This is a genomic window from Streptomyces sp. PKA51, from assembly GCF_057552455.1.
On sequence record NZ_BAAJPZ010000014.1, the window covers coordinates 160,943 to 185,057 of the forward strand.

Genomic DNA, 24,115 nt, shown 5'->3' on the forward strand with positions numbered 1-24,115 from the left:
TCGGTCTCCTAGCCCTTCACTGCGCCGGAGGTGAGTCCTCCGACCGCCTTGCGCTGCAGGATGACGAAGAGGACGAGGATCGGTACGGCGAAGAGCGAGGAGGCGGCCATGGTGGCGCCCCAGTCGTCGCCGAAGGTGGTGCGGAATCCGGTGATCCACAGCGGGAGCGTCTGGGCGCCCGGGTCCTTGTTGAGGATGAGGACCATCGGGAATTCATTCCACACGGTGATGAAGCCGAACAGCGACGTGGCCATGACGCCCGGCGCCAGCAGCGGGAAGATCACCTTCCGGAATGCCTGGAGGCGGGTGCAGCCGTCGACCATGGCCGACTCCTCCAGCTCCTTGGGCACGGCGGCGACGTAGCCGCGCAGCGTCAGGACGGTGAAGGGCAGCACCATGACGGTGTAGATGGCGATGAGCGGCGGCAGGCTGTTGAGCATGTCCGCGTCGCGCACGATCATGTAGTACGCGATGGTCATGACCTCCCAGGGGGCCATCTGCGCCATCATCATCACCAGGACGAAGCCCTTGCGGCCCTTGAAGCGCATGCGCGCGACCGCGAAGGACGCCAGCAGCGCGATGACGAGCGAGAGCCCGACGGCGACCAGGGTGACGGTCAGCGAGTTGCCGACGAACGTCCAGAAGCCGTCCGCCGCCACCGCCCTGTCGAAGTGCGCGAAGGTGGGGCTGGTCGGGAACCAGACCGGGGTGTCGGCGACGATGTCCTTGTTGGCCTTGAAGGCCGTGGCGAACATCCAGTAGACGGGGAAGGCGAAGACGACGAACAGGACGCACGCCGTCACGGGCGGCCAGACGCGGCCGATCAGCGAGCGCCTCACAGCTCGTCCTCCTCTTGCTTGAGCACCAGGCGCAGGTAGTAGGCGGTCAGGCCCAGCAGGATCGCGATGGTCAGGATGGAGATGGCGGCGCCCATGCCGAAGTGCTGGCTGCCCATGCCCTCGGCGAAGGCGTACACCGGCAGGGTCTCGGTGAGCCGGTCGGGACCGCCCTCGTTGATGGCGAAGACCTGGGTGAAGGCCTTGAAGACCCAGATGACCTCGAGGAAGGTCGTGGCGAGGAAGAAGGGCTTGAGGAAGGGGAAGGTCACCGAGGTGAACTTCTTCCAGGTGCCCGCGCCGTCCAGGGACGCCGCCTCGTACAGCTCCTTGGGGATGGTCGTCGTCGCCGCGTAAAGGTTGATCGCCACGAAGGGGATCGACTGCCAGACGATCAGCACGGTGATGACGAAGAACGTGGAGAGCTGTCCGCTGGTCCAGTTGTAGCCGGCCATGGAGTGCCAGCCGAGGGTGTCCAGCAGGTGGTTGACGACGCCGAAGCGCTGGTCGAACAGCCACTGGAAGACGGTGGTCGCGGCGACGACGGGCATGGCCCAGGCCAGCACCAGGCCGAGCGAGAGCAGCAGGCGGGCCTTGCCGCCCAGGCGGGCCAGCAGCAGGCCGATCAGGCAGCCGAGCACCATGATCAGGGCGACATTGGCGGCCGTGAAGACGACGGTCCGCCCGGTGACGTGCCAGAACTCGCTGCTGCGCAGCACGTCGGAGTAGTTGTCGAGGCCCGTCCACTCGGTGACGTGCCGGATGAGCTGGCGCTTGTTGAGGTTCTGCAGGGACAGCAGGCCGTTCTTGACCATCGTCCAGCCGAGCAGCAGCACGGTCAGCGCGACGGTGGGCAGGATCAGCAGGTACGGCACGCTGCCGGCAGCGCGCTCACGGCCGCGGCGGGGCGGCGGTGCGGTGCCCTTGCCGGTCCGAGGCGCGGGCGCGGTGGCCGGCACCTCCTCGATCTGCGCTGACATCGTCGTCCGCCTTCTCCCTGTGGACCTGTGGAACGGTGGTGCGTGGAGCGGACCCGGGCCTTCGGCCCGGGTCCGATGCGCTGCCCTACTGCTTCTGGCCGAGTCGCTTGTTCATCTCGGCCTCGACCTGCCGGGCGGCGTCCGCCGGGGACTTTCCTTCGAGGACGGCCGTCATGTACGCCTTGATCGGGTTGGGCGCGTTCTCGACGTTGGCCCACTCGGGGATCAGCGGCGTGGTGCCGCCGCCCTTGGCGGCCGGCGCGGCGGCCTCGGCGGCGGCGTTGCCCTTGACGTTGCTCAGCAGCGCTTCCTTGTTGGGGATCGAGGCGACCTCCTTGGCCAGTGCCGCCTCGTTCTTGTCGGAGAGCGCGATCTTCAGGAACTCCCGGGCGAGGTCCTTCTTCTTGCTGCCCTCGGCGACGGCGAGGTTGGAGCCGCCGAGGAAGACGCCCTCGGGCTTGTCGGCGCTCTCACCGGGGATGGTGAAGTAGCCGATCTCCTTCTCGATCTGCGGGTTGGCCTTGATCGCCGTCTGGGCCTCCCAGCCCATGCCGATGAACGCGCCCGTCCTGCCCTTGGCGAAGACGTCGGCCTGCTGCGGGGTGGCCTCGTCCTTGTCCTTGGGGGCCTTGCTGAAGGCCTGGTACTGCTTGTAGATCTCCATGGCCTTGGCGACCTTGGGGTCGGCGAGGTTGGAGACGTACTTCTTGCCGTCCTTCTTCACCAGGTCGGCGCCGGTGCCGATGGTCAGGCCGTCGAAGAAGTACCAGTTCTGGCCGGGAAGGTAGAGCGGCTCGGCGTCGCCCTTCTTCTGGATGGCCTCCAGGTCCTTGAAGAACTCCTCGCGCGTCTTCGGCACGTCCTTGATGCCGGCGTCCGCCCAGATGCGCTTGTTGTAGATGACCACGCGGCTGGCGGCGTACCAGGGGGCGGCGTACTGCTTGCCCTCGAAGACGGCCGCCTTGTTGAGGGACTCGGTCCAGCCCGCGCCGATCTCCTTCTTCAGGTCGTCGAGCTCGGCGAGGCCGCCGGTCTGGGCGTAGGAGGGGGTCTGCGTGTTGCCGATCTCCAGGACGTCCGGCGGGTTGGACTCGGAGAGGGCGGTGGTGACCTTCTGCTGGATGCCGTTCCACTTCTGGACCTGGATGTCCAGCTTCGCCCCGGTCTTCTGTTCGAACTCGGCCTGGACGGCCTTGGTCCAGCCCGGCGGATTCGAGCCATCCATGAACCAGACGGTGAGGGTCTTGCCCTTGGAACCGTCGGCGGCCTTCTCCTTGTCACTGTCGCTGGACCCACAGGCAGCAACACTCACCAGCATGGCCGCGACACCCGTCGCCGCTATGAGCCCTCGCTTCACGGCACTCTCCCTCAAGGACCGACTGTGGTCTTTAATGGTTTAGACCAGTGCCCGCAGCTTGGCCTAGACCTTTTGGGGTGTCAAGGGTGTATAAGAGTCGCCTCGGCTCCGTTACCGGACCGACACCTCGGCACCGGCCGGGGGCGGCTCCGGCCATCCCGGGCCATGCCCGTGCCACCATGTGACCGCTACGGACGGAGGAGCCGGTGACGGCAGCAGGACCATCGGAGTCGGGAAGGCACGCCATGGCGACCGAGGGCGGTACGGCGGAGAGCGGCGGCGCGGGAGGCGCGCGGACCGCGCGCATTCCCAAGTATTACCGCCTCAAACGGCACTTGCTGGACATGACCGAAACCATGCCCCCCGGCACCCCCGTACCCCCCGAACGCACCCTCGCCGCCGAGTTCGACACCTCGCGCACGACCGTGCGCCAGGCCCTGCAGGAGCTCGTCGTCGAGGGCCGCCTGGAGCGCATCCAGGGCAAGGGCACCTTCGTGGCCAAGCCCAAGGTCTCCCAGGCCCTCCAACTGACCTCCTACACGGAGGACATGCGCGCCCAGGGCCTGGAGCCCACCTCGCAGCTGCTCGACATCGGCTACGTCACCGCCGACGACCGCCTCGCCGCGCTCCTGCACATCACCGCCGGCGGCCGCGTCCTGCGCATCGAACGGCTCCGCCTGGCCAGCGGCGAACCGATGGCCATCGAGACCACCCACCTGTCGGCCAAGCGCTTCCCGGCGCTGCGCCGCAACCTGGTCAAGTACACCTCGCTCTACACCGCGCTGGCCGAGGTCTACGACGTCCGCCTCGCCGAGGCCGAGGAGACCATCGAAACCTCCCTCGCCACCCCCCGCGAGGCCGGCCTGCTCGGCACGGACGTGGGCCTGCCCATGCTGATGCTCTCCCGCCACTCCCTGGACGCCGAGGGCAACCCGGTCGAATGGGTGCGCTCGGTCTACCGCGGGGACCGCTACAAGTTCGTGGCCCGCCTGCGCCGGCCGGCGGAGTAGCGCAATAAAGGAGAGCTAAGGGGCCGGGGGCCCTTCATGACCATTCGATGAGCGTTCCGCAAACATGCACGCACAGTGGCGCCCGGTGTCAGTGGGCCCTCGTAGCCTGTGGTCATGTCCTGCAACACACTCACGCCCCCGACCCCGGAGCAGCTCAACGCCGAGATCCGCACCTTCCTGGCCGCCCGCACCGGACGCACCCTCACCAGCGCCGAGCGCGACGTCTACGAACGGCTGCGCACGGCCTGGCTGGCCGCCGGCCGCCAGGCCCGCCGCGGCCACTGACGCCAGCGCGTACGGTATCGGAATGAGCCACGCCGTCGAAGCCGTCGATGCCGCCGCCAGCGCCCTCCACCAGGGCACCTGGACCCCCGCCGACCTCGAACTGAGTCTCGCCCGGGACTTCCTGGCCCACCGCGACGCCCTGGACCCCCGCCTCCTTCCGGCCATGCCGCCCTCCCCCTCGCCCCAGGGCTGGGTGACCCAGCACGTGCTGTGGCTGGAGGACGTCGCCCAGCTCGCCGACGCCTTCCTGACCGGCTGGCGCCCCTGGCTCGCCGACGGCCACATGGTGGCCCTCCTCACCGCCTACGCCACGCTGGCCCGCACGGCCACCCCCTGGCCACCCGCCTCGCCCAGGACTGGGCCGCCGAATGGCAGGCACCCCCGACCCAGGAGCAGACCACCTGGTGGGAGGACTGGCACCTCCCCCAGGAGCAACGCCGCGAACTCGACGCCCTGACCGACCGCCTCGTCATGACGGGCGCGGTCATGGTCATGGCCCTGAACCACGCGGAGAAGACGGGGCGTTGACGCTCACGCGGTGACGGTGAGTTCGACGTCCAGAACGACGCCGTCGGCGGTGGCCAGCCGCAGGACGTACGTGCCCGGGTGCCCGTCGGCGTGGATCGCCGGCAGACCGATCACGCCGTCGGTGCCGGGCGGCGGCAGCACGAGGGTGCGGACGGCCTTGCCCGAGGCGTCCGTGAAGTACGGGCCGAGGGTGTTCTCGGCGGCGTTCTCCTTGCTCGTGAGGAAGGTGGCGGTGAGCACGGTGCCGAGGGCGGCCTGCCCGTAGCGGGTGGCCCGGACCCGCAGACCCTCGGCGAAGGCGCCGTTCGCCGGTGCCGTGAGGGCCTGTTCGTCGACCCGCGTCAGGGTGTCGGCGGTGGCAGTGGCGGACAGCCCGGCGTTCACCCGGAACGTCACCTCCTTGCCGGCGGTGCCGGCCGTGATGACGAAGCCGCCCGGCCGGTCACCGACGCGCAGCCGCGGCGCTACGGCGATGCCCTGGGCGTCGGTGGTGACGGTGACGGTCGTGGCGTCACCGTGCTCGGGGAACCGGGCATCCGTGGCGGCCCCGACGATCTCGAAAGTGACGACGGCTCCGGCGACCGCGTCACCGCGGGCGTTGCCGGCCCGCACGCGCGCGACCCGGTCGAGGTCCTGTCCGGTCACGGTGTCGAGGCTCTGCTCCCCGAGTGGCGTGAGACGGGTGACGGTACGGGCGTCGGGCTCCGGCCGGGGCCCGGGCGTCGGCTTCGGCTTGGGCTGCGGCAGGGGCTTGGGCTGCGGCTTGTCCACGGAAGCGGTGGTCACCGCAGTCCGTACGGCCGCGCGGGTGGCGGCCCCGGACCGCCCGTCCGCCGGATCGGGGTGGTGCGGAACGGCCGGGGTGTCGTCGGGGAGGGCGGTGACCTTGCCACCCTGGTACGTCCGCATCCACTGCAGGACGGCGTTGACGTACTCCCGCGAGTTGTTGTAGCTGAGGATCGCCTTGTCGAGGTCGGCGGGATCCGTGAGGTTCCGATCGCCCGCGCAGAGATACCGGGCGGTGCCGAGGGCGGCGTCGTAGATGTTGTTGGGGTCCTTGACCCCGTCGCCGTTGCCGTCGGCGCCCCAGGTGACCCAGGTGGAGGGGATGAACTGGGTGGGGCCGACGGCACGGTCGTACTCGGTGTCCCCGTCCCAGCGCCCGCCGTCGGTGTCGCGGATGAGCGCGAACTGTTGTCCGTCCAGCCGCGGCCCCCGGATCGGCCGCTCCGTCGATCCGTCGGTGCGCAGCCCGTAACCGGAGGCGTGCACGGACTCCACCCGCCCGATCCCGGCGACCAGCTCCCACGGGATGCGGCACCCCGGCTGGCTCGCGGCCAGCGCCCCGGCGGCCTTCTTGTACGCGTCGAGCGCGGTGGCCGGAATGCCGGCCTCACCACCGGTGGACAGCCCGGATCCGGCGGGCTTGCGCAGGTCGGGCAGCACAAGATCGGGCACGCCCCTGGACGGTGCCGCCTGCGCGCTGTCCGGACCGGGCGCGGCCGGCCGGGCGTCTGCGGTCAGCGGCCCCGCCCCGGCGGCCGTCGTCAACGACGCGGCGAGCGCGGCCCCGCACAGCCCCCGGCGGGCACGGCGGGTGAGGAGAAAGGCGGGGGCGAGCTTCGCCGGTGCGAACTTCATGGGGGTGCGGTGTCCTGGGATTGCTGGGGAACGGGGTGCGGGGCCGGCACTCGGGCGTGCCGGCCCCACGGAACGGATCAGCGCTTGAGGCCGCTGTTCCAGACCTTCACGGGAGCGTTGAAACCGCTTCCGTTGCTGATGAAGGTCCACAGTCCGGTCGACGTACGGCCGTCGGTGCCCTGCCCGTAGTCGTAGGTGACGCCGACGTCCGTCTTGCCGTCGCCGTTGAAGTCACCGGCGGCGAGCTCGCTCGCCTCCCAGGTCCAGCTGTCGACCGAGGTGCCGCTCTCCCAGACCTTGCGCGGGTCGGTGAAGCCGTCCTTGGTGCCGGAGAAGACCCACAGGCCGGTCTTGTTCTTGCCGGAGACCGGGCCGTAGTTGTACAGGACGGCGATGTCGGCCTTGCCGTCGCCGTCGAAGTCACCGGCCACGACCTTGCTGGCCTCCCAGCTCCAGCTGCGGCCCTCCCAGGTCAGGCTGTTCCAGACCTTGCGGTGCTCGACGAAGCCCTTGCTGTTGTCGGCGATGAGCCACAGCGCCGTCTCGTTGCGGCTGTCCGAGGTGGTGCCGTTGCCGTAGAGGACGGCGATGTCGCTCTTGCCGTCACCGTTGAAGTCGCCGGCGACCATCTTGCTGCTGTTCCAGTTCCAGCTGGTCGAGCCGCTCTCCCACGCCTTGCGGGGCTCGGCGAAGCCGCTGCCGGTGCTGGTGAAGGTCAGCAGGCCGCTCTCGTTGCGGGATCCGCTCTTGCCGTAGTTGTACAGGACGGCGATGTCGGTCTTCCCGTCGCCGTCGAAGTCACCGGCGGCCACCTTGCTGGCGTCCCAGTTCCAGCTCTTCCAGGCACTGGAACCGCTCTCCCAGGCCCGCACGGGAGCGTTGAAACCGCTGCCGGTGCTGGTGAAGGTGAACAGACCGGTCCGGTTGGAGCCGTCGGCGGTCCTGCCGTAGTTGTACAGCGCTCCGATGTCGGTCTTCCCGTCACCGTTGAAGTCACCGGACGTCAGCTTGACCGCGTCCCACCGCCAGCTGTCGGAGCCGGTGTCCCACACGGCGCGCGGCTCCCGGAAGCCCTCGCCGGTGGCGGTGTGGACCCACAGCGCCGCCCGGCCGCGGCCGTCCTTCGACGGACCGTAGTCGGTCAGCATGGCGACGTCGGCCTTGCCGTCGCCGTCGAAGTCACCGGTGGTCGTCGCATAGCGCTTCGGAAGACCCCGCACCTGCTGGACCCAGAAGGCGACGTCGTCGACCCGGCTGGCGACGGCCCCCTTGCGGGTCTCGCCCTCGTTGCCGAAGCAGCCGCCCTGCCAGGAGGTGCTGCTGACGGCCACCAGCTCCTGGTGCCCGTCGCGCTCCCGGAACACCGGCCCGCCGGTGTCGCCCTTGCAGACGGCCCCGTCCTTGCCGGTGATGTCGAGGCCGGCGGCCTTCACGGCATCGACGCCGAAGGCACCCGAGTGCACGCGGTTCGGCACCCACTCGTCCTTCGTACGGCCGTAGCCGGCGGCCCGCAGGACGTCTCCCTTGGCGGGAGCGGCGGTGGCGGGTGCCGCGGGCTCGACGTCGGCGACGGGGGCGGCGAGCCGCGCCATGACGAGGTCGCGGTCGTCCCGCGGGACGAGCTCGACGACGTCGCGTACCTGACCGGCCTCGGTGGCGAGGTCCGCCCGGCCGACGGTCGCCCGGGTCTTCAGCTGGGGCGCGCCCGCGGCGACCTTGCCGCCCGGCTGCGCGGTGTCGGCGAAGCAGCTGCCGGCGGTGAGCACCCATTGCTCGTCCACGAGCGTGCCGGTGCAGGCCCGCAGGCCCTCGCCGATGTCGAGCTTGACGGTCGCAATGTACTGGCCGTCCTTGGCCGCGTCGCCGGTGACCGCGTGTGCGGGGGCCGTGCCCAGTGCACCGGCCGCGACGACAGTGGTGAGGAAGCCGGCTGCCCACGCTGCGCGCGAACGAGTGCGGTTCATGTGTCTTTCCTTGAGAGTCACCGATCCGGTCGCCGCCGCGGGGAGGCGGCGGCGACCGGACGCAGGAGGGAATGCCGGGCTCAGCCGACGAGCTGGACCTCGCCGTGCGTACCGTCGGCGTCGATACCGGGGTAGTAGCTGACGTTGCCGTCGTTCCACCCGACGAGAAGGTCGTTGGGAGCCTTGCCGGGGGCGGTGAAGGAACCCACCGTCAGCGTGCGGGTGTTCTTCCAGGCGGAACCGACGGGCCGGACGGTGATCCGGCTGCCGTGGTACCCGGCGGTGTCGACACCCGGGAAGAGCTGCGCCTGACCGTCGTTCCAGCGGATGAGGAGATCGGCGGTCTTCTTGCCGGTGAACTCGCCGGCGGCGATGGACACGGCGTTCTTCCAGCCGCTGTCCGCCTTCGTCAGCTGGCTCTCCTTCTTGACCCCGTTGACGTCGGTGTCGGAGTACATCGACGTGGAGCCGTCCTCCCACAGCACGAGCAGGTCGTCGCGCAGGGCGTTGCCCGTGAAACGGCCGGCCGTGATGAGACGGGCGTTCTTCCACGAGTCGCTGCGGGCGAGGGTCTTCTCGTCGTGGACACCCTTCTCGTCGACGTGGGTGTACGTCGAGAGCTTGCCGCTGGCCCAGCGCACGGTGATGCCGTCGGAACCGCTCTCGGTGAACCGGCCACCGGTGACGGCACGGGCGTCCTGCCAGTAGCTGCCCTTGTCGGCGATCTTGTACTCGGCGGAGAAGGGCTGCTTCGGATCGTCGTGGTCGGCACCCTGGAAGAGGGTGGCCTCCCCGTCCTGCCAGACGACGAACAGATCCATGCGGCGCTTGCCGTTGCGGGAGTCGCCGGTGAAGTAGCCGGACGCGGTGTGGGCGGCGTACTTCCAGTTCGAGCGCGTCAGCAGCGTACGGGAGGAGACGGACTGCACCCACCCGGCAATGTCGTCGACCCGCGCCTCGACGGCACCCTTGCGGGTCTCGTCCTCATTGCCGAAACAGCCGCCCTGCCAGGAGGCGCTGTTGACACCGACGAGCTCGTAACGGCCCCCGACCTCACGGAAGGCGGGCCCACCGGTGTCACCCTTGCACAGCACGGCGTCCTCGGCCTTGCCAGTGAGGCCGAGCGAGGTGTCCTTGACCGCGCCCGCGGTGAACTTCGCGTAGTGCAGGTTGTCCGGCACCCACTCGCTCCTGGTACGGCCGTAGCCGGCCGCCCACAGCTCTTCGCCGACCAGCGGGGCGCTGAAGCCCAGGCTTGCGGGAACCACGCCGGTGACCGGCTTGTCCAGCTTCGCCATCACCAGGTCGCGGTCCTCGCGCGGGACGAGTTCCACGACGTCGGCCACCGTCCCCGAATCCCGCGTCAGGTCCGCACGGCCGATCACGGCGGTGGTCTTCAGCTTCGGCGCGCCCGCGGCGACCTTGAAGCCCTTGGCGGGATCGTCGGCGAAGCAGCTCGCCGCGGTGACCAGCCACTGCTTCTCGACCAGTGTGGCCGAGCAGCTGCGCTCACCGCCGATGTCGAGCTTCGCGACGAAGGGGAACGAGCCGTCCTTGGCGCTCGGGCCCGCGACGGCGCCCGCCGGAGCGGCGGTCAGCAGGCCGGTTCCGACAGCGGCCGCGAGAAGCCCTGCGGACCACACGGCACGCGTACGGCTGACAGGCATGTTTCTTCTTTTCTTTCTCGGTTCGGGGATGGCCGAAGGCCCAGGGGAAGCCGAAGAACCGGCTCCCCGGAATTTCTGCTGGTCAGCCGGTGACACGGAGCTCGACCAGGGTGGTGGCCTTGCCGGGCGGGGAGCCCCCCTCGCCGACGCCCTTGTAGCCGTTCTTCGGCACGTCGACGGTCTCCGTCTTGCCGTCGGCGGTGAGCTTGGCCCGGATCGCGTAGTCCTCGGTCGTGAGGTAGAAGGCCTTGGGAACCTCAAGAGTCAGATAGCCGGACTTGCCGTTACCGGTGACCTTGAAGCAGTACTGGCCTTCATCGTTCTGGCGCGTCATCACCACGATGTCCTGAGAAGCGGCGCAGTCGGCCAGGAGGATGTGGCCGTCACCCTTGCGGAGAGCGATCCCCTTCTCCTTCAAGATCTTTTCCGCATTCGGGTACTCGAAGGTCTCCACCGCCGACGGCGGAGTGGCCTCATCGGCCGACGTGGGGGCCGCGGAAGCAGTACTGACCGAGACTGCGGCAGCAACAGCAGTGACCGTGCCGACGGCGCCGGCGATCAGCATTCCGCGCGCGCGAGATATCACAGGGATTCCTCTCCGGATTGTGCAGGTGGCAGCAATGCTGCCAGTAATGATCAGTTAAAGGATCCTTCAAGACGCTATCACCACGAACGGACCGCCAGGCGATGAGGGGGCATCAACCCGGCCTCGTGGGTGCACTGTCGCGACACCGGCTCCCCTTTACCAAGGAAATCCAATGTCATGGCCACGACATTACGTGCCCAGAATTCTGACTTGCCATCAGAAAGATGCTTGCATCTTGAAACAAGGTGACAGTGACGGAGATCGGCAAGGTTATGCTCACCCCGCCGAATACGGCATCGGACAGCCAGTAGGATGAGAAAGGCTTTTTGGTGAGGGGAACCGTCTACGCGACCTGGGCGAGAGGGGTGCGGTCGCGCGGCATACGTGCGTTGTCCGCAGGCGTACTACCTCTGGCGCTCGTCGCCGGCATCATGGGTGCCAATCCCGCTCATGCGGTGGAATCATGGGACGACGACGAGCCCATCAATCCCATTCCGGCCACCGATCGTGGCCGAGTGGTTCAGCTCTGGATGGACGGCGGGCCGAGCGTCAAGGCCGCAGCGGAGGCCGCGCTCCTGGGATCGGACGCCGACCTGCGACGCTTCCTGGACAGCGAGCAGGAAATCGCCGAGCGCCACGACGACCGGGTCACCGCGGTTCAGCTGCATTCCATGGGTGGCCAGGGGGTCCGTGAAGCGGCCCAGAAGGCTCTGGCCGGCACACATGACGACCTGCGGAAGTTTCTCAAGGACGGCTGGAAGAAGCCGCTCGAGCAGGACCAGCGCGTCCAGGTCGCCCAGATCGTCAGCGCCGGCGGCCCCGGAGTGCAGGAGGCCGGCAATGCTGCGCTGAAGGGCACCGTCGAGGATGTCAGGAAGTTCCTCGACAAGGGTCAGCACACCACTCGCCAGGCGGACAACCGCGTCCGCGTCGTCCAGATCCTGAGCAGCGGCGGGCCGGCGACCAAGGAGGCCGCGCGACTCGCTCTGAAGGGGACTCCTGACGACATCCTGGAGTTCCTGAACGTGGGCCAGTACGTCGCCCGTTCACGGGACCAGGAACGTGCGACCGTCTCCCAGCTGGCCGAGCAGGCCAAGGAAGCGGGCGCCCAGGCCAAGCGGGAGACCATCGCAGCGAAGGCCGCCTCGGACCGCGCGGTGGCCGCTGCTCAGCTGGCCAAGGAAGCCGCTCAGAAGGCGGCGAAGGAGACGGAGGAAGCCCGCAAGGACGCCAACCGGGCGGCGGGTGCGGCCAGCCGCGCCGCGACGGCCGCAAAGGAAGCGGCCGACGCGGCGCAGGAAGCCATCAGCGCGGCTCGTGCGGCCAATCAGTCGGCTCGGGTCGCGGCCGCCGCCGCCGAGCAGGCCGCCGCAGCGGCGGCGGGTGCCGCCCAGGCCGCAGCCCGGGCGCGGGGGGCCGCCGCCGACGCGGCCGTGGACGCGGGCAATGCCTCGGCCGCACGGCGCGCCGCCGAGGACGCGCGCAAGGCCGCCCAGGCCGCCGACGACTCGGGTATCGCCGCCGGCCACGCCATGGAGGCTTCCCGGCAGGCCGCGGCCGCGGCGAAGGCCGCGGCCGGTGCCGGCAGCAACGCCGACGCCGCTGCCGGCGCGGCGGACGAGGCCAACAGCCTCGCCGACGCCGCCGGAGCCCACTCGGCCGAGGCGGCTGCCGCCGCGGCCGCGGCCCACCGCCACGCCCGCGAGGCGACCCGCGCGGCGAACGCCGCGGCGGCTCTGGCCGAGGAGTCCGCACAGGCTGCGCAGGAGGCTCAGACCTGGGCCCGTTCGGCGGCCAACCACGCGCGGAAGGCGGCCGACGCCGCCGAAGAGGCGGCCAAGCACGCCGGGGAGGCGGCCAAGGCCGCCGATCAGGCCAAGGAGCACGCCAAGGCCGCCAAGGAGGCGGCCGACATCGCAACCGGTGCGGTGAAGAAGGCGCGGGACGTCCACGACCTCGCGCGCAAGATCGAGGCGGAGCAGCTCAACGCCCGCACCAACGCGGCCATCGAGAAGGCCAAGGACCTCAAGGCCGAGAACGACCGACGCAAGGCGGATGCGGCCGGCAAGGCCAAGGACGCACAGGCCCTGGAGGACGAAGCCGCACGGCTCGCCGCCGAGGCCGCCAAGCCGGGGGCCGATGCCGCGGAAGTGATCGCCAAGGGGCGCCGGCTGGCGCTTCTGACAGCGCGAACCTCCGGCCCGTGGAGCCGAACCGCAGCCGAGGTCGCGCTCGCGAGCTCGGACGACGCCATGCGCGACTACGTGCGCACCGGCTGGAAGCAGGCTGCTGATCAGGACGGCCGGTCGCGTACGGCACGGATCGCCGAGGACGGCCTGTCGGACAAGGTCAAGCAGGAGGCCAAGAAGGCGCTCGACGGCGGTCCCGAGCAGATCGGCGAATTCCTCCTCAACGGCCAGCACAAGGCCGCAGCCATCGAATACCGCGTACGCGCGGCGCAGATCTCCAGCGCCGGCGGGCCGGGCGTGCAGGAAGCCGCACAGGCCGCCCTGAAGTCGGGGTCGCCCGACAAGCTCCTCGCCTTCCTCGACGAGGGACAGTTCGTCGCTCGGGAGGCCGACGAGCGCGTACGTGCCGCTCAGCTGGTCAGCAGCGGCGGCCCGGAGCTCCAGGCCGCCGCCCGCATTGCCCTCGCGGGCCCGCCGCAGCTGCTGCACGACTTCCTGCAGCGGGGCCAGTACATGGCCAAGCGCAAGGACCAGCTGGCGGCGACCCACGTCGCCCAGGTCCAGGCCCTCATCGCCGAGGCCGCGTCAGCCGCGGCGACCGCGCAGCAGAACGCGGCACAGGCCCAGGAAGCCGCCCTGCGCGCGGCCAAGGCGGCGGACGAGGCGGACAAGTACGCCAAGCAGGCAAAGGCCTCCGCCGAGGAAGCCGACAAGTACGCCAAGCAGGCCGCGCAGTCCGCCAAGGACGCCGCAGCCTCCGCCGCCCAGGCTGCCGAGTCGGCCAAGCAGGCGCGCCAGGCCGAGGCCGACGCCCACCAGGCGGCTCTCGAAGCCGACAACGCCGCCGCTCGCGCGGAAACCTCCGCCGTCTCGGCCCGCGATTCGGCCGCCGAGGCCTACGCCGCCGCCGGCCAGGCCCGTGCCTCGGCCGAGCAGGCGGGCAAGGACTCCGCCGCGGCGTCCCAGGCCTCGAGCGATGCCTGGTACGCGCATGCCGTCCTGCAGGAGAAGGAAAGGCGGAAGGCATGGGAGGACTTCGAGAACCAGGAGCTGTCAAGCCTTCTTCAAGGGATGGAGGACGGTCTCCGGGCCGCGCTGAAGAAGGATGAGCGCAGCGGCTGGGACAAGTTCTGGAGCACGGACAACTGGCTCGAACACCTCCAGAAGGGGCTCGACCTGGTCGGCCTGGTCCCGGGTGTCGGAGAACCGTTCGACATCGCCAACTGCGGGATCTACGGGGCCCGGGGCAAGGGCACCGAAGCGACACTGACCTGCAGTGCGGCGATTCCCATCTACGGATGGTGGGCCACGGGAGCCAAGTGGGCTCTCAAGGATGCGAAGAACGGCAAGAAGGGCGCCGAGACGCTCGAGGCGTTCTTGAAGGCGAACCGCGAGGCCGGCAGGCCGGCCGAGGTGTGGTCCCGCAGCAATAGGCTCAATCGGTTCGAGAACGCCGTCGACCACTACAAGAAGCACGGGTCGGAGTTCCCTGAACTGAACACCGTCAAGGACTACGTCACCAAGGCGCATTCCTACCGCAAGTTCACGGATCCGGGTCCCGTTCCGGACGGTTACCGAGTGTTCGACCGCTTGAACAACCGAGGGGAACCGATGGGCTGGGCGGTCTACGAGAAGTCTTCCAACACGCTGATCGCATTCACCCAGGACGGTTTGCCCAAGACCATGTACCGGCCGACGCCCTACGATCCCGTGACAAACCCGCGCGGCTACCGTCAGGCCTCCCTCGAAGAACATCTCCAAGCGCAGAAGATGCAAGGCAGCGAGCGGTGAACTGCGACGAACCCCACTGGAGGCGAGCATGAACGACGAAAGCAGCAGCGAAATCGTCTGCCGCATTTGCGGTTACACGGATGGCGCACCGTTCTGGGAGGACGGGTGCCCCACGGAGACCATCTGCCCCTGCTGCGGCTCGCAGTCCGGGATCGAGGACACCACGCTGGACGGCGCCCGATCCGTCCGGGGGTACTGGGTGGGCAATGGCGCCAGGTGGTTCAACCCGAGATTCCGTCCGGACGGCTGGGACCTGCTCGCGCAACTCTCCAACCTCCCTCAGGAATGGCGCTGATGCGCTGAATGGATGCCGGGGTCGCAAGCTGTCGCCTGCGACCCCGGCTTCCCCTCCCCATGAATTCGTTGTTTTTTCAGTCAGAAGTAGGTGCATTCCCATGAAGTTGGCCCGTGTTTCCACCGCCATTGTTGCCGCAGCACTGGCTCCGGCTGTTTTGTTCTCCTCCCCCGCAGTAGCCGCTGATGGGGGTGAGGAGGTCGCGGTTTCCGTGCCGGACACGGGGGGCGAGGTCAAGCAGGCCGAAGAGGACAAGGCTGCGATTCTGAAGATCCTGGGCGAGCCGAACATCGGTCGTGGGCTCAAGGCGGCGGCGGAGAAGGCGCTCAGCGGTGGGCCCGAGGGGATGCGGGCCTTCCTTGTCACCGGGCAGTACGCGGCACGGGACGAGGACAACCGGGTGGCCATTCTGCGGATTCTCGGGGCGGGCAAGGACGTCGGGCCGGGTGTCCGGGAAGCCGCCGAGAAGGCGATGAACGGGACGGCCGAGGATCGGGTGGCGTTCCTGGCGACCGGGTATCAGCGGGCGCGGGTCGCGGACGACCGGGTGCGGGCCGTTCAGGTGCTGAGCGCCGGTGGGCCTGCCGTACGGGAGGCCGCGAAGAAGGCGCTCAAGGGGACGCCCGAGGACGTGCGGCGCTTCCTCGAAATGGGGCAGTACGAGGCGCGCGCCAAGGACGAGGCCGCCGCGAAGGCCGCCAAGGAAGCCCAGGAGAAGGAGAAGAAGGAGAAGAAGGAGAAGGAGAAGGAGGCGGGCGAGAGCGGTCGCAAGGACGGCGCGGCCTCCAGCGACAGCCGTGGCAGCGGCACGGCCGCTCCGGTGGCCGACGGCGCCGGTAAGAAGGAGAAGACCGGCACCAAGGCGGCGCCCGCCGCCGGTGGGGAGATGGCCGCCACCGGTGCCGGTGCCGCGCTTCCGTGGGCCGTCGGGGGCAGTGCCGTTGCCCTCGCCGCCGGTGCGGGGATGCTCATGGTGGCGCGTCAGCGGCGTCGGGTCTGAGAGGCCGCGGCGGCGATCGGCAGGGTTGCCAGGGCCAGGACGCCGCCGCCGGCTGCCAGGGCCGGGTAGCCGCCGGTTGCGACGACCAGGCCCGAGAGCAGGCCACCGGTGCTGCCGGCGATGGCCATGCCCACGTCGGCCAGGCCCTGGACGGAGGCGCGGGCGGTCAGCGGTACGGCGTCGGTGACGATGGCCGTGCCGCTGACCAACGACAGGTTCCAGCCGAGGCCCAGGAGGGCGAGGGCCACGGCGAGGGCCGGGACGCGGTCCGGCGGGGCCAGGGCGGCGAGCAGTCCGGCGGCCGCCAGGACGACCCCGGAGGCGGCCGCCACGCGCAGGCTGCCGACGCGGTCGACCAGCAGCCCCGACAGCGGGGACGGCAGGAACATCGCCGCCACGTGCACCGCGATGACCAGGCCCGCCGCCTGGGTGCCGTGCCCGTGGCCGGTCATGTGGACGGGGGTCATCGCCATGACGGCGACCATCACGAGCTGGCCGGTGATCATCACCGCGGTGCCCGTGACGACGCCCGGGGTCAGGACGCGTGCGGCCGCCGGCTCCGGCGGCCCTTGCGGCGCCAATTGCCGTGCTCTCAGCAGCGGGTCCGGGCGCAGCAGGGCCGCCAGGACGACGCCGGCCGCCGCGTAGGCGGCCGCTGCCAGGAGGAAGGGGCCGGTCAGGCGGTGCAGGCCCCAGGCGTGGGCCACCTCGCCGGTGGGGCCGGCCAGGTTGGGGCCGACGACCGCGCCGAAGGTCGTGGCGAGCAGGATCGTGCTGACCGCGCGCCCGCGCCGGGCCGGTGCGGCGAGGTCGGCGCCGGCGTAGCGGGCGAGCAGGTTGGTGGCGGTGCCGGCGCCGTAGACGAACAGGGCGGTGAAGAGCAGGGTCGCGCTGCGGGCGCTCGCCGCGGCCACGACGCCCAGGCTGCCGGCGGCCGCCGTGGCGTGGCCGAGGGCCAGGCCCGGGCGGCGGCCCAGGCGCTGGGACAGCCGGCCGATGGCCACCGCTCCGAGGGCCGCGCCGGCGGTGTAGAGCGCGGTGGGCAGGCCGGCGGGGCCGGCCGAGCCGAGCAGGTCCTCGGCGAGCAGGGCTCCGACGGTGATGCCGGCGGCCAGGCCCGCGCCGCTGAGCACCTGGGAGATGACCAGGACGGCGAGGATGCGCCGCTGCTCGGGGGCTTCGGCCTGCCGGACGGTCACGCGGCCGTGAGCGGTGCGAGGGCGGAGATCTGCGCGAGCGTCATGTCCATCCGCTCGTGGAGGAAGCGCACGACGGTCCAGTGCGGCAGTGCTCCTTCGTCGAAGGGGCCGAACTCGGCGCAGTACAGGGGTATCCAGCGCAGTGCTTCCTCGATCGCCCGCTCGCGGTCGCCGTCCCCGTTGCCGGTGTGGGTCTCGTAGGCGACGCTGCGGTGGTGGATGAGGAAACGTCCCGGCAGGCGTTCCTCGCACAGGGCGCGGTATTCGCGGGTCTGCAGGATCAGGTAGTGCCAGATCTCGTCGATCTCCTGCTCGACCGGCAGGAAGAGCCCGCCGAGCCGCTCGCGGTGGCGGGAGACGAGGTAGAGGTAACGCAGGCATTCCAGGACTTGGCGTTCGGCATACGTGCGCTCGTGCCCCGTCCGGTGGGTGACGTACTGCACGACTTCCTCGTGCAGGTCCTCGCCGAGCAGGGCGCGGAGGTCGGCGGGGCTCGTGTGCCGGGGTGTGCTCATGAGGCGTCCTGTCCTGCGTCGGTGGCGAGCCAGGCGTATTTGCCGGACGCGCCGATGGGGATGTGGGTGCGGTGCACGAGCGCGCAGCGCCGTCCGGTCAGGTCGGCCACGGACCGTTCCAGGGCCGCGGCCGCGGAGGCGTCCAGCGGTCGGCCGTCGAACGTCGTGTACGCCAGCCGGCAGTCGGTCCCGCCCGTGAGCTGCAGCTGGTGGAGGAACACGCGGTCGGACACCGCGGCGACGCGGTCGTCGAGGTCGGCGTGCGCCACCGGGCCGTGCGGGGTGGCGAGCAGTTCCTTCTCCCGGCCGCAGAAGGCGGCGATGCGCTCGGGGTCGGGGGTGCCGTCGAGCGTGCGGACGCAGTCGCCGGAGCGGTAGCGCACGAGCGGCATGTACGGGTTGCGGACGCTGGTGACGATGAGGCTGTGGATGGAGCTGCCGGGTGCGACGGGGATCAGCTCGACGCTCATGTCGTCCAGGTAGGGCCGGTACCGGCCGTGCCGGTCGCTGTAGTAGAGGTAGCCCAGTTCGGTGCTGCCGAAGAGGTCGATGACCGGGCAGTCGAAGTACTCGCGCAGGTAGCGGCGTACGTTGCGCGGCGCGTACTCGTAGGCGTGGATGATGCTGGACGGCCGCGGCAGCGCGTCCCGCAGCCCCCACTGCCCGGCCTTCTGCACGAGGTGGGCGAGGTGCTGGGCCGAGCAGTCGAGGTGGTAGCCGCCGTGGGGGTGGGCCGCGCTGACGGCCCGCATCTCGGCGAGCATCCGCTCGACGTCGGCGCGGTCCCACAGGGCGGGGTCGAGGCGGAGGTTGAGGTAGAGCGTGCGGTCGTCCAGCCACCGCTGGTCCGGCGACGGGACGGGCCCGGGTGCAACGCCCCGCTCGGCGGCGTTGACCCGCGCCACGTGCTCCGTGGCCAGGACGGTGGTCAGGGAGACGCGCCGGCAGCCCGCGTGCCAGGTCCAGCCGATGTCGGGGTGCTCGCTCCACAGCCGGTAGTAGGAGCGCAGCAGGAAGTACGGCGGGCGGATGAGCTGCATCCGGGCGTGGTTGGTGCCCGTGGAGAGCACGAACTCCGCCTCGCCGGCCTCAAGGGCCCGCGCCAGCTGCGGCGTCATCCAGTTGTCGGGGAATCCGCGCGCTATCTCGGGCTTCTCCAGGATGGGGAAGTGTCCTCGGTCGACCGAGGCGCGGTAGACCGGGATGTCCCGCACCCGGTCGACGATGTCGGGCGACGGCTGACCGTTGATGGTGTTCATTGCCACCTTCCGGGGCGAGGACGGCGGAGCGGGCCGCCGGGGCGCCGTGGCCCCGGCGGCCCGCTCCGGTCGCTGCAGGGGGGGCCGGTTCAGGAGATGCAGCCGGTCTTGCCGGCGACGCTGATGCAGCCGGCCTTCGGGGCGGCGCTGATGCAGCCGTCCTTCGCGCCCTGTGCGGAGTTGGCGGCCACCCAGCCCTTCCAGACCTCGTCCTGCGCCATCTTCTTGATCAGCTGCTCCATAGAGGACCTCCGGATTGGTCAAGAATGAAACGAATGAAACGAATGCAACGGATGCAGGAAATACGGCGATGCGCTTGCTTATGTACCGCCACACCGAAGGTAAAGGCTTGGCCAATGGAGTGTCAATGAAGTGCCATGCGGTACAAGCCGCCGAAATACTCCTAGAGACAACGGAGTTGGGCATGGCGGAGCTGCCCACCGGCCTCGCGCCGGCGGGCAGCCCTCACTGAGCACCTATGCCCGGGAGGCGGGCTCCCTCATCAACACCGGCTCGATACCGATGTCGTTGTGGCGGACGGACCAGTTCTCCAGAGCCGTGCGGCAGGCGTGGTCCAGATGGCGCACCGCCGACAGGTCCAGCTCGATGGGGCGGTCCTTGGGCAGCGCCTCCAGCGTCTCCAGGATGCGCGGCAGCCGCAGGAAGGTGGCGTTCCCGGTGAGGGTGACGACCGTCCGGCCGCCGGTGAGCTCCCGGACGTCGACCTGGACGTGCGAGGTCTCCCAGGCGGACTTCGCCACGGCCAGCACCAGGCCGAGGACGACGCCCTCGAACATGCTGGTCGTCACGATGGCGACCGCCGTGACGCCGAGGACGGCCGCCTCGCCGCGGTGCTTGCGCCACAGCGGGCCGATCTCCTTGACCGGTATCAGCTTGCAGCCCGCGTGCACCAGGACGCCGGCCAGCGCCGCGAGCGGGATGATCCCGATCGCCGTGGGCAGCAGCGCGGTGAACAGCAGCAGCCAGGCGCCGTGCAGGACGCGGGAGAGCTTCGTCCGCGCGCCGGCCTGGACATTGGCGGAGCTGCGGACGATGACGGCGGTCATCGGCAGGGCCCCGAGCGCGCCGCACACCGCGTTGCCCAGGCCCTGGGCGATCAGCTCCTTGTCGTACTGGGTGCGCGGGCCGTCGTGCATGCGGTCGACCGCCGCCGCGCTGAACAGCGATTCGGCGGAGGCGATGAGCGTGAAGGCGACGACCGTGCCGACGACGCCGGCGCTGCCGAGGGAGGTCAGATCGTTCAGGCCGGGCGGCTGGACGGCGTCGAGGAGCCCTTGGACCTTGACCTTGGCGACATCGAGGCCGAAGCCCGCGGTGACCGCGGTGGCCAGGACGACGGCCGCGAGCGGGGCGGGTACGGATTGGGCCTTGGCCGGCAGCTTCTTCCAGCCGACGAGAACGGCGATGGTGCCCAGGCCCACGGCGAAGGCGGTCAGCGCGGCGCTGCTGGTGGCGATGTCGGCGACCAGCCCGGGAATGCCGAAGATCTTCTCGAGCCCGGAGCGCGGCTGTTTGACGCCGGCCATGGTGTAGAGCTGGCCGAAGATCAGGACGAGCCCGATGCCGGCCAGCATGCCCTGGACGACCGACACGGAGATGGCCCGGAACCAGCGGCCGAACCGCACGGCGCCCAGCCCTATCTGGAGCACGCCGGTGAGCAGCACGATGGCGCCGAGCATGCCGAGGCCGAACTCGCGGACGGCCTCGAAGACGAGCACGGTCAGGCCCGCGGCAGGCCCGCTGACCTGCATGGTGCTGCCCGGCATCAGGCCGACGAGGAGCCCGCCGACTATGCCGGTTATCAGGCCCAGTTCGGCGGGCACGCCCGATGCCACGGCCACGCCGACGCACAGCGGCAGGGCCACGAGGAAGACGACGAGCGAGGCCAGGACGTCCTGACGCAGGACCGCCGGGTTCCTGAAGGCGGAGAAGGCGGAAAAGGCGGAGGAGGAGGCGGAGGTGGTGGCGGAGGAGGAAGAGGTGGAGGAGGAAGCGGAGTACATGGGTGAGGATCCCTCGGTCTTCGTGTCGGGCCGGGTCACAGGGGTCCGAACGCCAGGAGGCCCTCCTCGGGCCGGTGCACTCTCACCGCACCCGTGTGCACTTCGTAGTACCAGGCGTGCAGTGCCAGATCGCCGTCCGCCATCCGCTCGCCGATGCAGGGGTAGGCGCGCAGCGTCTCCAACTGCGCAACGGCATGCGCCTGTACGGCGGTGGCGACGTCCGGCGCGTCCGGGTCGACCGTACGCACCGGGGCGTGCGGCGGCACCGAGCGGTCGAGCCATTCGCGCACGGCGGGGACACCGGAGAGGTCCTCGCCGCGGACGACGGCTCCCACCGCGCCGCAGTGGGAGTGCCCGCAGACGACGACGTCGCGGACGCCGAGGACGCTCACGGCGTACTCGATGGTGGCGGCCTCGCCCGTGGAGCCGCCGCTGGTGGGGTAGGGGGGAACGACGTTGCCGGCGGTGCGCAGTTCGAACAGCTCGCCGGGGCGTGCGCCGGTGATGAGCGCGGGCACCACGCGCGAATCGGAGCACGTGATGAAGAGGACCTCCGGGGACTGCCCTGCTTCCAGGGCCCGGAAGGCTTCGGCGTACCGGGGGTCGGCCACGTGGGTGGTCGCGAAGGACCGGGCCTTGTCGATCAGTGACTTCATGATGGGCCTGCCTCCTGCGCCACTGCGGCTCTTCGCCGGGGCGCGGTGTGGTCGGGTCGGATCAAGAGCTTGCTGCGACCAGCACTTTACCAGTGCATTACCCCAGGAGGGGAGATAAAAGTTCTTGTCAAATCCTGGACAAGAGTTGACAGTTGACGATCAGCTGGTCCAGTCCATTGCCGCACGGTAACGGACGACAGCATTCCGCCAACCGCCGTCATCCCGATATGCGGAAGAGGGGTGACGCCGGCCAGGAGCTCCCCTAGATTTCCAGCGCATTACACATGTGATCGCAACCAGGGACGGAGCCACTGATGTCGGAACCCCCCGAGCAACAAGCCGGACGACCGGTTGCCCATTCGGCCGCGGACGGCCCGCGCCCGCGCGCGGCCGCCTCCCCCGCACCCCTGATCGTCGCCGGGATCTGCCTGGCCATCCCCTTCGTGGCCATGCTGTGGGTCGACTCCTACGCCCGCGTCTCCCCGGCGTTCATCGGTATTCCCTTTTTCTACTGGTACCAGATGTTGTGGGTGCTCATCGCGACGCTGCTGACCGCGATCGCCTATGTCCTCGTTCGCCGTCGCGAACGCCTGCTCAAGGGAGGTGAATCGAAGTGAAGGAAGGGGTCAACGGTGTGGCACTGGCCGTCTTCGTCTTCTTCTTCCTGGCCGTGACGGTCATGGGCTTCTGGGCCGCGCGCTGGCGAAAGGCGGAGAGCGCCGACAGCCTCGACGAGTGGGGGCTGGGCGGCCGTTCCTTCGGCACCTGGATCACCTGGTTCCTGCTGGGCGGCGACCTCTACACGGCCTATACCTTCGTCGCCGTCCCGGCCGCCGTCTATGCGGGCGGTGCGGCCGGATTCTTCGCCGTGCCGTACACCATCCTCTGTTATCCGCTCGTCTTCACCTTCCTGCCGCGCCTGTGGTCGGTCTCGCACCGGCACGGCTACGTCACCTCTTCGGACTTCGTCCGGGGCCGGTTCGGTTCCCGCGGCCTGTCCCTCGCCCTGGCCGTCACCGGCATCCTGGCCACCATGCCGTACATCGCCCTGCAACTGGTGGGAATCCAGGCGGTACTGGACGTACTGGGCGTGGGGGGCGGCGAGAACGCCAACTGGTTCGTCAAGGATCTGCCGCTGCTGATCGCCTTCGGCGTCCTGGCCGCCTACACCTACTCCTCCGGACTGCGCGCGCCGGCGCTCATCGCGTTCGTCAAGGACGCCCTCATCTACATCGTCATCGCGGTGGCGATCATCTACATCCCGATGCGGCTCGGCGGCTTCGACGAGATCTTCGCCAAGGCGGCCAAGGCGTTCGCGACCGAGAATCCGGCCACCGGCAAACCACGCGGTGCGCTCGTGACCGGGTCCGATGCCCAGTGGGCGTACGCGACCCTCGCCCTCGGCTCCGCCATGGCCCTCTTCCTCTACCCGCACTCGGTGACCGCGGTGCTCTCCAGCAAGAACCGCAACGTCATCCGCCGCAACACCACCATCCTGCCGCTGTATTCCCTCATGCTCGGCCTGCTGGCCATGCTCGGCTTCATGGCCATCGCCGCGGGGGTGAAGGTGGGCAACGGGCAGCTGGCGATCCCCCAGCTGTTCGAGGACATGTTCCCCGACTGGTTCACGGGCGTGGCGTTCGCCGCCATCGGCATCGGGGCGCTGGTGCCGGCGGCGATCATGTCGATCGCCGCCGCGAACCTGTTCACCCGCAACATCTACAAGGACTTCCTGAAGCCGGACGCCACGCCCGAGCACGAGGCGAAGGTGTCCAAGCTCGCATCCCTGCTGGTCAAGGTCGGCGCCCTCGCCTTCGTGCTGACGATGGACAAAACGGTCGCCATCAATTTCCAGCTGCTTGGCGGCATCTGGATCCTGCAGACCGTGCCCGCGCTGGTGGGCGGGCTCTTCACGCGCTGGTTCCACCGCTGGGGCCTGCTGGCGGGCTGGGCCGCAGGCATGGCGTACGGGACGTGGCGGGCCTACGCGACACCCAGCGCCACTCAGGACCATTTCGGCAATACCAACATCATTCCGCTCATCGGGGAGAAGGGGTACATCGGCCTGACGGCGTTCGCGGTCAACGTGCTGGTGGCGGTGGTCGCCACGGTCGTCCTGCGGGCGGTGAAGGCACCGGACGGGGTCGACCTCACGCGGCCGTCGGACTACACGGCCGATGCGGGGGATCCCGGCGTGGTCCAGGAGCTTCCGCCGGCCACCGCGGAGGCGCCCGCGGCGACCTGAGCCCGGGTCGTCGGGAAACTCCACCGAAAGACTCCGTCAGGAGAGCATCAAGAGCCGGGGGGGGGGGGGGGGCGCCCCCCCCCCCCCG

At 69.9% G+C, this 24,115-nt stretch carries 21 protein-coding genes; 8 read left to right on the top strand and 13 right to left on the bottom strand.

The annotated features are described in order from the left end of the window. Window positions 1-8 precede the first annotated feature (8 nt). The 3 genes from AC27L3_RS21275 to AC27L3_RS21285 all read right to left on the bottom strand — a co-directional run bounded on the left by AC27L3_RS21275 (window position 9) and on the right by AC27L3_RS21285 (window position 3,173). Window positions 9-839: a carbohydrate ABC transporter permease gene (locus tag AC27L3_RS21275; protein ID WP_487235638.1), complete on the bottom strand. Its 831-nt coding sequence runs from the start codon at window positions 837-839 to the stop codon at window positions 9-11. After that, window positions 836-1,816: a carbohydrate ABC transporter permease gene (locus tag AC27L3_RS21280; RefSeq protein WP_487235639.1), complete on the bottom strand. Its 981-nt coding sequence runs from the start codon at window positions 1,814-1,816 to the stop codon at window positions 836-838. The genes AC27L3_RS21275 and AC27L3_RS21280 overlap by 4 nt, the downstream gene beginning before the upstream one ends. 85 nt (window positions 1,817-1,901) lie before the next feature. Beyond that, entirely contained in the window at window positions 1,902-3,173 is a 1,272-nt protein-coding gene (locus tag AC27L3_RS21285) for an extracellular solute-binding protein (RefSeq protein ID WP_487235640.1), read from the bottom strand. Between the two features lie 245 nt (window positions 3,174-3,418). Here AC27L3_RS21285 and AC27L3_RS21290 point away from each other — a divergent pair, with 245 nt between their 5' ends. From AC27L3_RS21290 to AC27L3_RS21300, 3 genes are all read left to right on the top strand, one after another. After that, window positions 3,419-4,183: a GntR family transcriptional regulator gene (locus tag AC27L3_RS21290; protein WP_487235641.1), complete on the top strand. Its 765-nt coding sequence runs from the start codon at window positions 3,419-3,421 to the stop codon at window positions 4,181-4,183. A gap of 114 nt (window positions 4,184-4,297) precedes the next feature. Further along, window positions 4,298-4,468, top strand: coding sequence for a hypothetical protein (locus AC27L3_RS21295; RefSeq protein ID WP_487235642.1), 171 nt, complete (start codon window positions 4,298-4,300; stop codon window positions 4,466-4,468). Window positions 4,469-4,490: 22 nt separating this feature from the next. Beyond that, window positions 4,491-4,925, top strand: coding sequence for a hypothetical protein (locus AC27L3_RS21300; protein WP_487235643.1), 435 nt, complete (start codon window positions 4,491-4,493; stop codon window positions 4,923-4,925). A 74-nt stretch (window positions 4,926-4,999) separates the two neighbouring features. On the opposite strand, the gene AC27L3_RS21305 is transcribed toward AC27L3_RS21300, so the two are convergent. From AC27L3_RS21305 to AC27L3_RS21320, 4 genes are all read right to left on the bottom strand, one after another. Further along, a complete protein-coding gene (locus AC27L3_RS21305) occupies window positions 5,000-6,637 on the bottom strand; it encodes a lytic transglycosylase domain-containing protein (RefSeq protein WP_487235644.1) in 1,638 nt (545 codons plus the stop codon). Between the two features lie 77 nt (window positions 6,638-6,714). Next, window positions 6,715-8,601, bottom strand: coding sequence for an FG-GAP-like repeat-containing protein (locus tag AC27L3_RS21310; protein WP_487235645.1), 1,887 nt, complete (start codon window positions 8,599-8,601; stop codon window positions 6,715-6,717). Window positions 8,602-8,681: 80 nt separating this feature from the next. Beyond that, on the bottom strand, window positions 8,682-10,268 hold the full coding sequence (locus AC27L3_RS21315; protein WP_487235646.1) for a S1 family peptidase: 1,587 nt from the start codon (window positions 10,266-10,268) through the stop codon (window positions 8,682-8,684). Window positions 10,269-10,350: 82 nt separating this feature from the next. Continuing rightward, complete coding sequence (locus AC27L3_RS21320) at window positions 10,351-10,833, bottom strand: hypothetical protein (RefSeq protein WP_487235647.1); 483 nt, start codon at window positions 10,831-10,833, stop codon at window positions 10,351-10,353. A gap of 410 nt (window positions 10,834-11,243) precedes the next feature. Here AC27L3_RS21320 and AC27L3_RS21325 point away from each other — a divergent pair, with 410 nt between their 5' ends. The 3 genes from AC27L3_RS21325 to AC27L3_RS21335 all read left to right on the top strand — a co-directional run bounded on the left by AC27L3_RS21325 (window position 11,244) and on the right by AC27L3_RS21335 (window position 16,129). Beyond that, window positions 11,244-14,834 carry a hypothetical protein gene (locus AC27L3_RS21325; RefSeq protein ID WP_487235648.1) on the top strand — a complete coding sequence of 1,197 codons (3,591 nt, stop codon included), beginning with the start codon at window positions 11,244-11,246 and terminating at the stop codon, window positions 14,832-14,834. A 28-nt stretch (window positions 14,835-14,862) separates the two neighbouring features. Next, a complete protein-coding gene (locus tag AC27L3_RS21330) occupies window positions 14,863-15,129 on the top strand; it encodes a hypothetical protein (RefSeq protein ID WP_487235649.1) in 267 nt (88 codons plus the stop codon). 211 nt (window positions 15,130-15,340) lie between these two features. After that, entirely contained in the window at window positions 15,341-16,129 is a 789-nt protein-coding gene (locus tag AC27L3_RS21335) for an ALF repeat-containing protein (protein WP_487235650.1), read from the top strand. Here AC27L3_RS21335 and AC27L3_RS21340 read toward each other — a convergent pair. From AC27L3_RS21340 to AC27L3_RS21365, 6 genes are all read right to left on the bottom strand, one after another. Beyond that, window positions 16,111-17,328, bottom strand: a complete 1,218-nt coding sequence (locus tag AC27L3_RS21340) for an MFS transporter (protein WP_487235651.1) — start codon at window positions 17,326-17,328, stop codon at window positions 16,111-16,113. The genes AC27L3_RS21335 and AC27L3_RS21340 overlap by 19 nt on opposite strands. Next, entirely contained in the window at window positions 17,325-17,843 is a 519-nt protein-coding gene (locus tag AC27L3_RS21345) for a glycine-rich domain-containing protein (RefSeq protein ID WP_487235652.1), read from the bottom strand. Before AC27L3_RS21345 ends, AC27L3_RS21340 begins: the two co-directional genes overlap by 4 nt. After that, window positions 17,840-19,093, bottom strand: a complete 1,254-nt coding sequence (locus AC27L3_RS21350) for a hypothetical protein (protein WP_487235664.1) — start codon at window positions 19,091-19,093, stop codon at window positions 17,840-17,842. Before AC27L3_RS21350 ends, AC27L3_RS21345 begins: the two co-directional genes overlap by 4 nt. 98 nt (window positions 19,094-19,191) lie before the next feature. Beyond that, window positions 19,192-19,344, bottom strand: a complete 153-nt coding sequence (locus tag AC27L3_RS21355) for a hypothetical protein (protein ID WP_344438144.1) — start codon at window positions 19,342-19,344, stop codon at window positions 19,192-19,194. A gap of 234 nt (window positions 19,345-19,578) precedes the next feature. Beyond that, entirely contained in the window at window positions 19,579-21,126 is a 1,548-nt protein-coding gene (locus tag AC27L3_RS21360; protein WP_487235653.1) for a SulP family inorganic anion transporter, read from the bottom strand. A gap of 35 nt (window positions 21,127-21,161) precedes the next feature. Beyond that, the gene (locus tag AC27L3_RS21365; RefSeq protein WP_487235654.1) at window positions 21,162-21,782 is read right to left on the bottom strand and encodes a carbonic anhydrase; all 621 of its coding nucleotides are present in this window, start codon (window positions 21,780-21,782) and stop codon (window positions 21,162-21,164) included. 314 nt (window positions 21,783-22,096) lie between these two features. Here AC27L3_RS21365 and AC27L3_RS21370 point away from each other — a divergent pair, with 314 nt between their 5' ends. Beyond that, on the top strand, window positions 22,097-22,399 hold the full coding sequence (locus tag AC27L3_RS21370) for a DUF3311 domain-containing protein (RefSeq protein ID WP_487235655.1): 303 nt from the start codon (window positions 22,097-22,099) through the stop codon (window positions 22,397-22,399). Further along, a complete protein-coding gene (mctP, locus tag AC27L3_RS21375; protein ID WP_487235656.1) occupies window positions 22,396-24,027 on the top strand; it encodes a monocarboxylate uptake permease MctP in 1,632 nt (543 codons plus the stop codon). Before AC27L3_RS21370 ends, mctP begins: the two co-directional genes overlap by 4 nt. Window positions 24,028-24,115: the final 88 nt, after the last annotated feature.

What these genes read in the sequence shown, in the direction of transcription:
- AC27L3_RS21280 (WP_487235639.1), bottom strand. Translation starts at nt 1,816, where the DNA reads ATGTCAGCGCAGATCGAGGAGGTGCCGGCCACCGCGCCCGCGCCTCGG.
- AC27L3_RS21290 (WP_487235641.1), top strand. Translation starts at nt 3,419, where the DNA reads ATGGCGACCGAGGGCGGTACGGCGGAGAGCGGCGGCGCGGGAGGCGCG.
- AC27L3_RS21295 (WP_487235642.1), top strand. Translation starts at nt 4,298, where the DNA reads ATGTCCTGCAACACACTCACGCCCCCGACCCCGGAGCAGCTCAACGCC.
- AC27L3_RS21300 (WP_487235643.1), top strand. Translation starts at nt 4,491, where the DNA reads ATGAGCCACGCCGTCGAAGCCGTCGATGCCGCCGCCAGCGCCCTCCAC.
- AC27L3_RS21305 (WP_487235644.1), bottom strand. Translation starts at nt 6,637, where the DNA reads ATGAAGTTCGCACCGGCGAAGCTCGCCCCCGCCTTTCTCCTCACCCGC.
- AC27L3_RS21310 (WP_487235645.1), bottom strand. Translation starts at nt 8,601, where the DNA reads ATGAACCGCACTCGTTCGCGCGCAGCGTGGGCAGCCGGCTTCCTCACC.
- AC27L3_RS21315 (WP_487235646.1), bottom strand. Translation starts at nt 10,268, where the DNA reads ATGCCTGTCAGCCGTACGCGTGCCGTGTGGTCCGCAGGGCTTCTCGCG.
- AC27L3_RS21320 (WP_487235647.1), bottom strand. Translation starts at nt 10,833, where the DNA reads ATGCTGATCGCCGGCGCCGTCGGCACGGTCACTGCTGTTGCTGCCGCA.
- AC27L3_RS21330 (WP_487235649.1), top strand. Translation starts at nt 14,863, where the DNA reads ATGAACGACGAAAGCAGCAGCGAAATCGTCTGCCGCATTTGCGGTTAC.
- AC27L3_RS21345 (WP_487235652.1), bottom strand. Translation starts at nt 17,843, where the DNA reads ATGAGCACACCCCGGCACACGAGCCCCGCCGACCTCCGCGCCCTGCTC.
- AC27L3_RS21355 (WP_344438144.1), bottom strand. Translation starts at nt 19,344, where the DNA reads ATGGAGCAGCTGATCAAGAAGATGGCGCAGGACGAGGTCTGGAAGGGC.
- AC27L3_RS21360 (WP_487235653.1), bottom strand. Translation starts at nt 21,126, where the DNA reads ATGTACTCCGCTTCCTCCTCCACCTCTTCCTCCTCCGCCACCACCTCC.
- AC27L3_RS21365 (WP_487235654.1), bottom strand. Translation starts at nt 21,782, where the DNA reads ATGAAGTCACTGATCGACAAGGCCCGGTCCTTCGCGACCACCCACGTG.
- AC27L3_RS21370 (WP_487235655.1), top strand. Translation starts at nt 22,097, where the DNA reads ATGTCGGAACCCCCCGAGCAACAAGCCGGACGACCGGTTGCCCATTCG.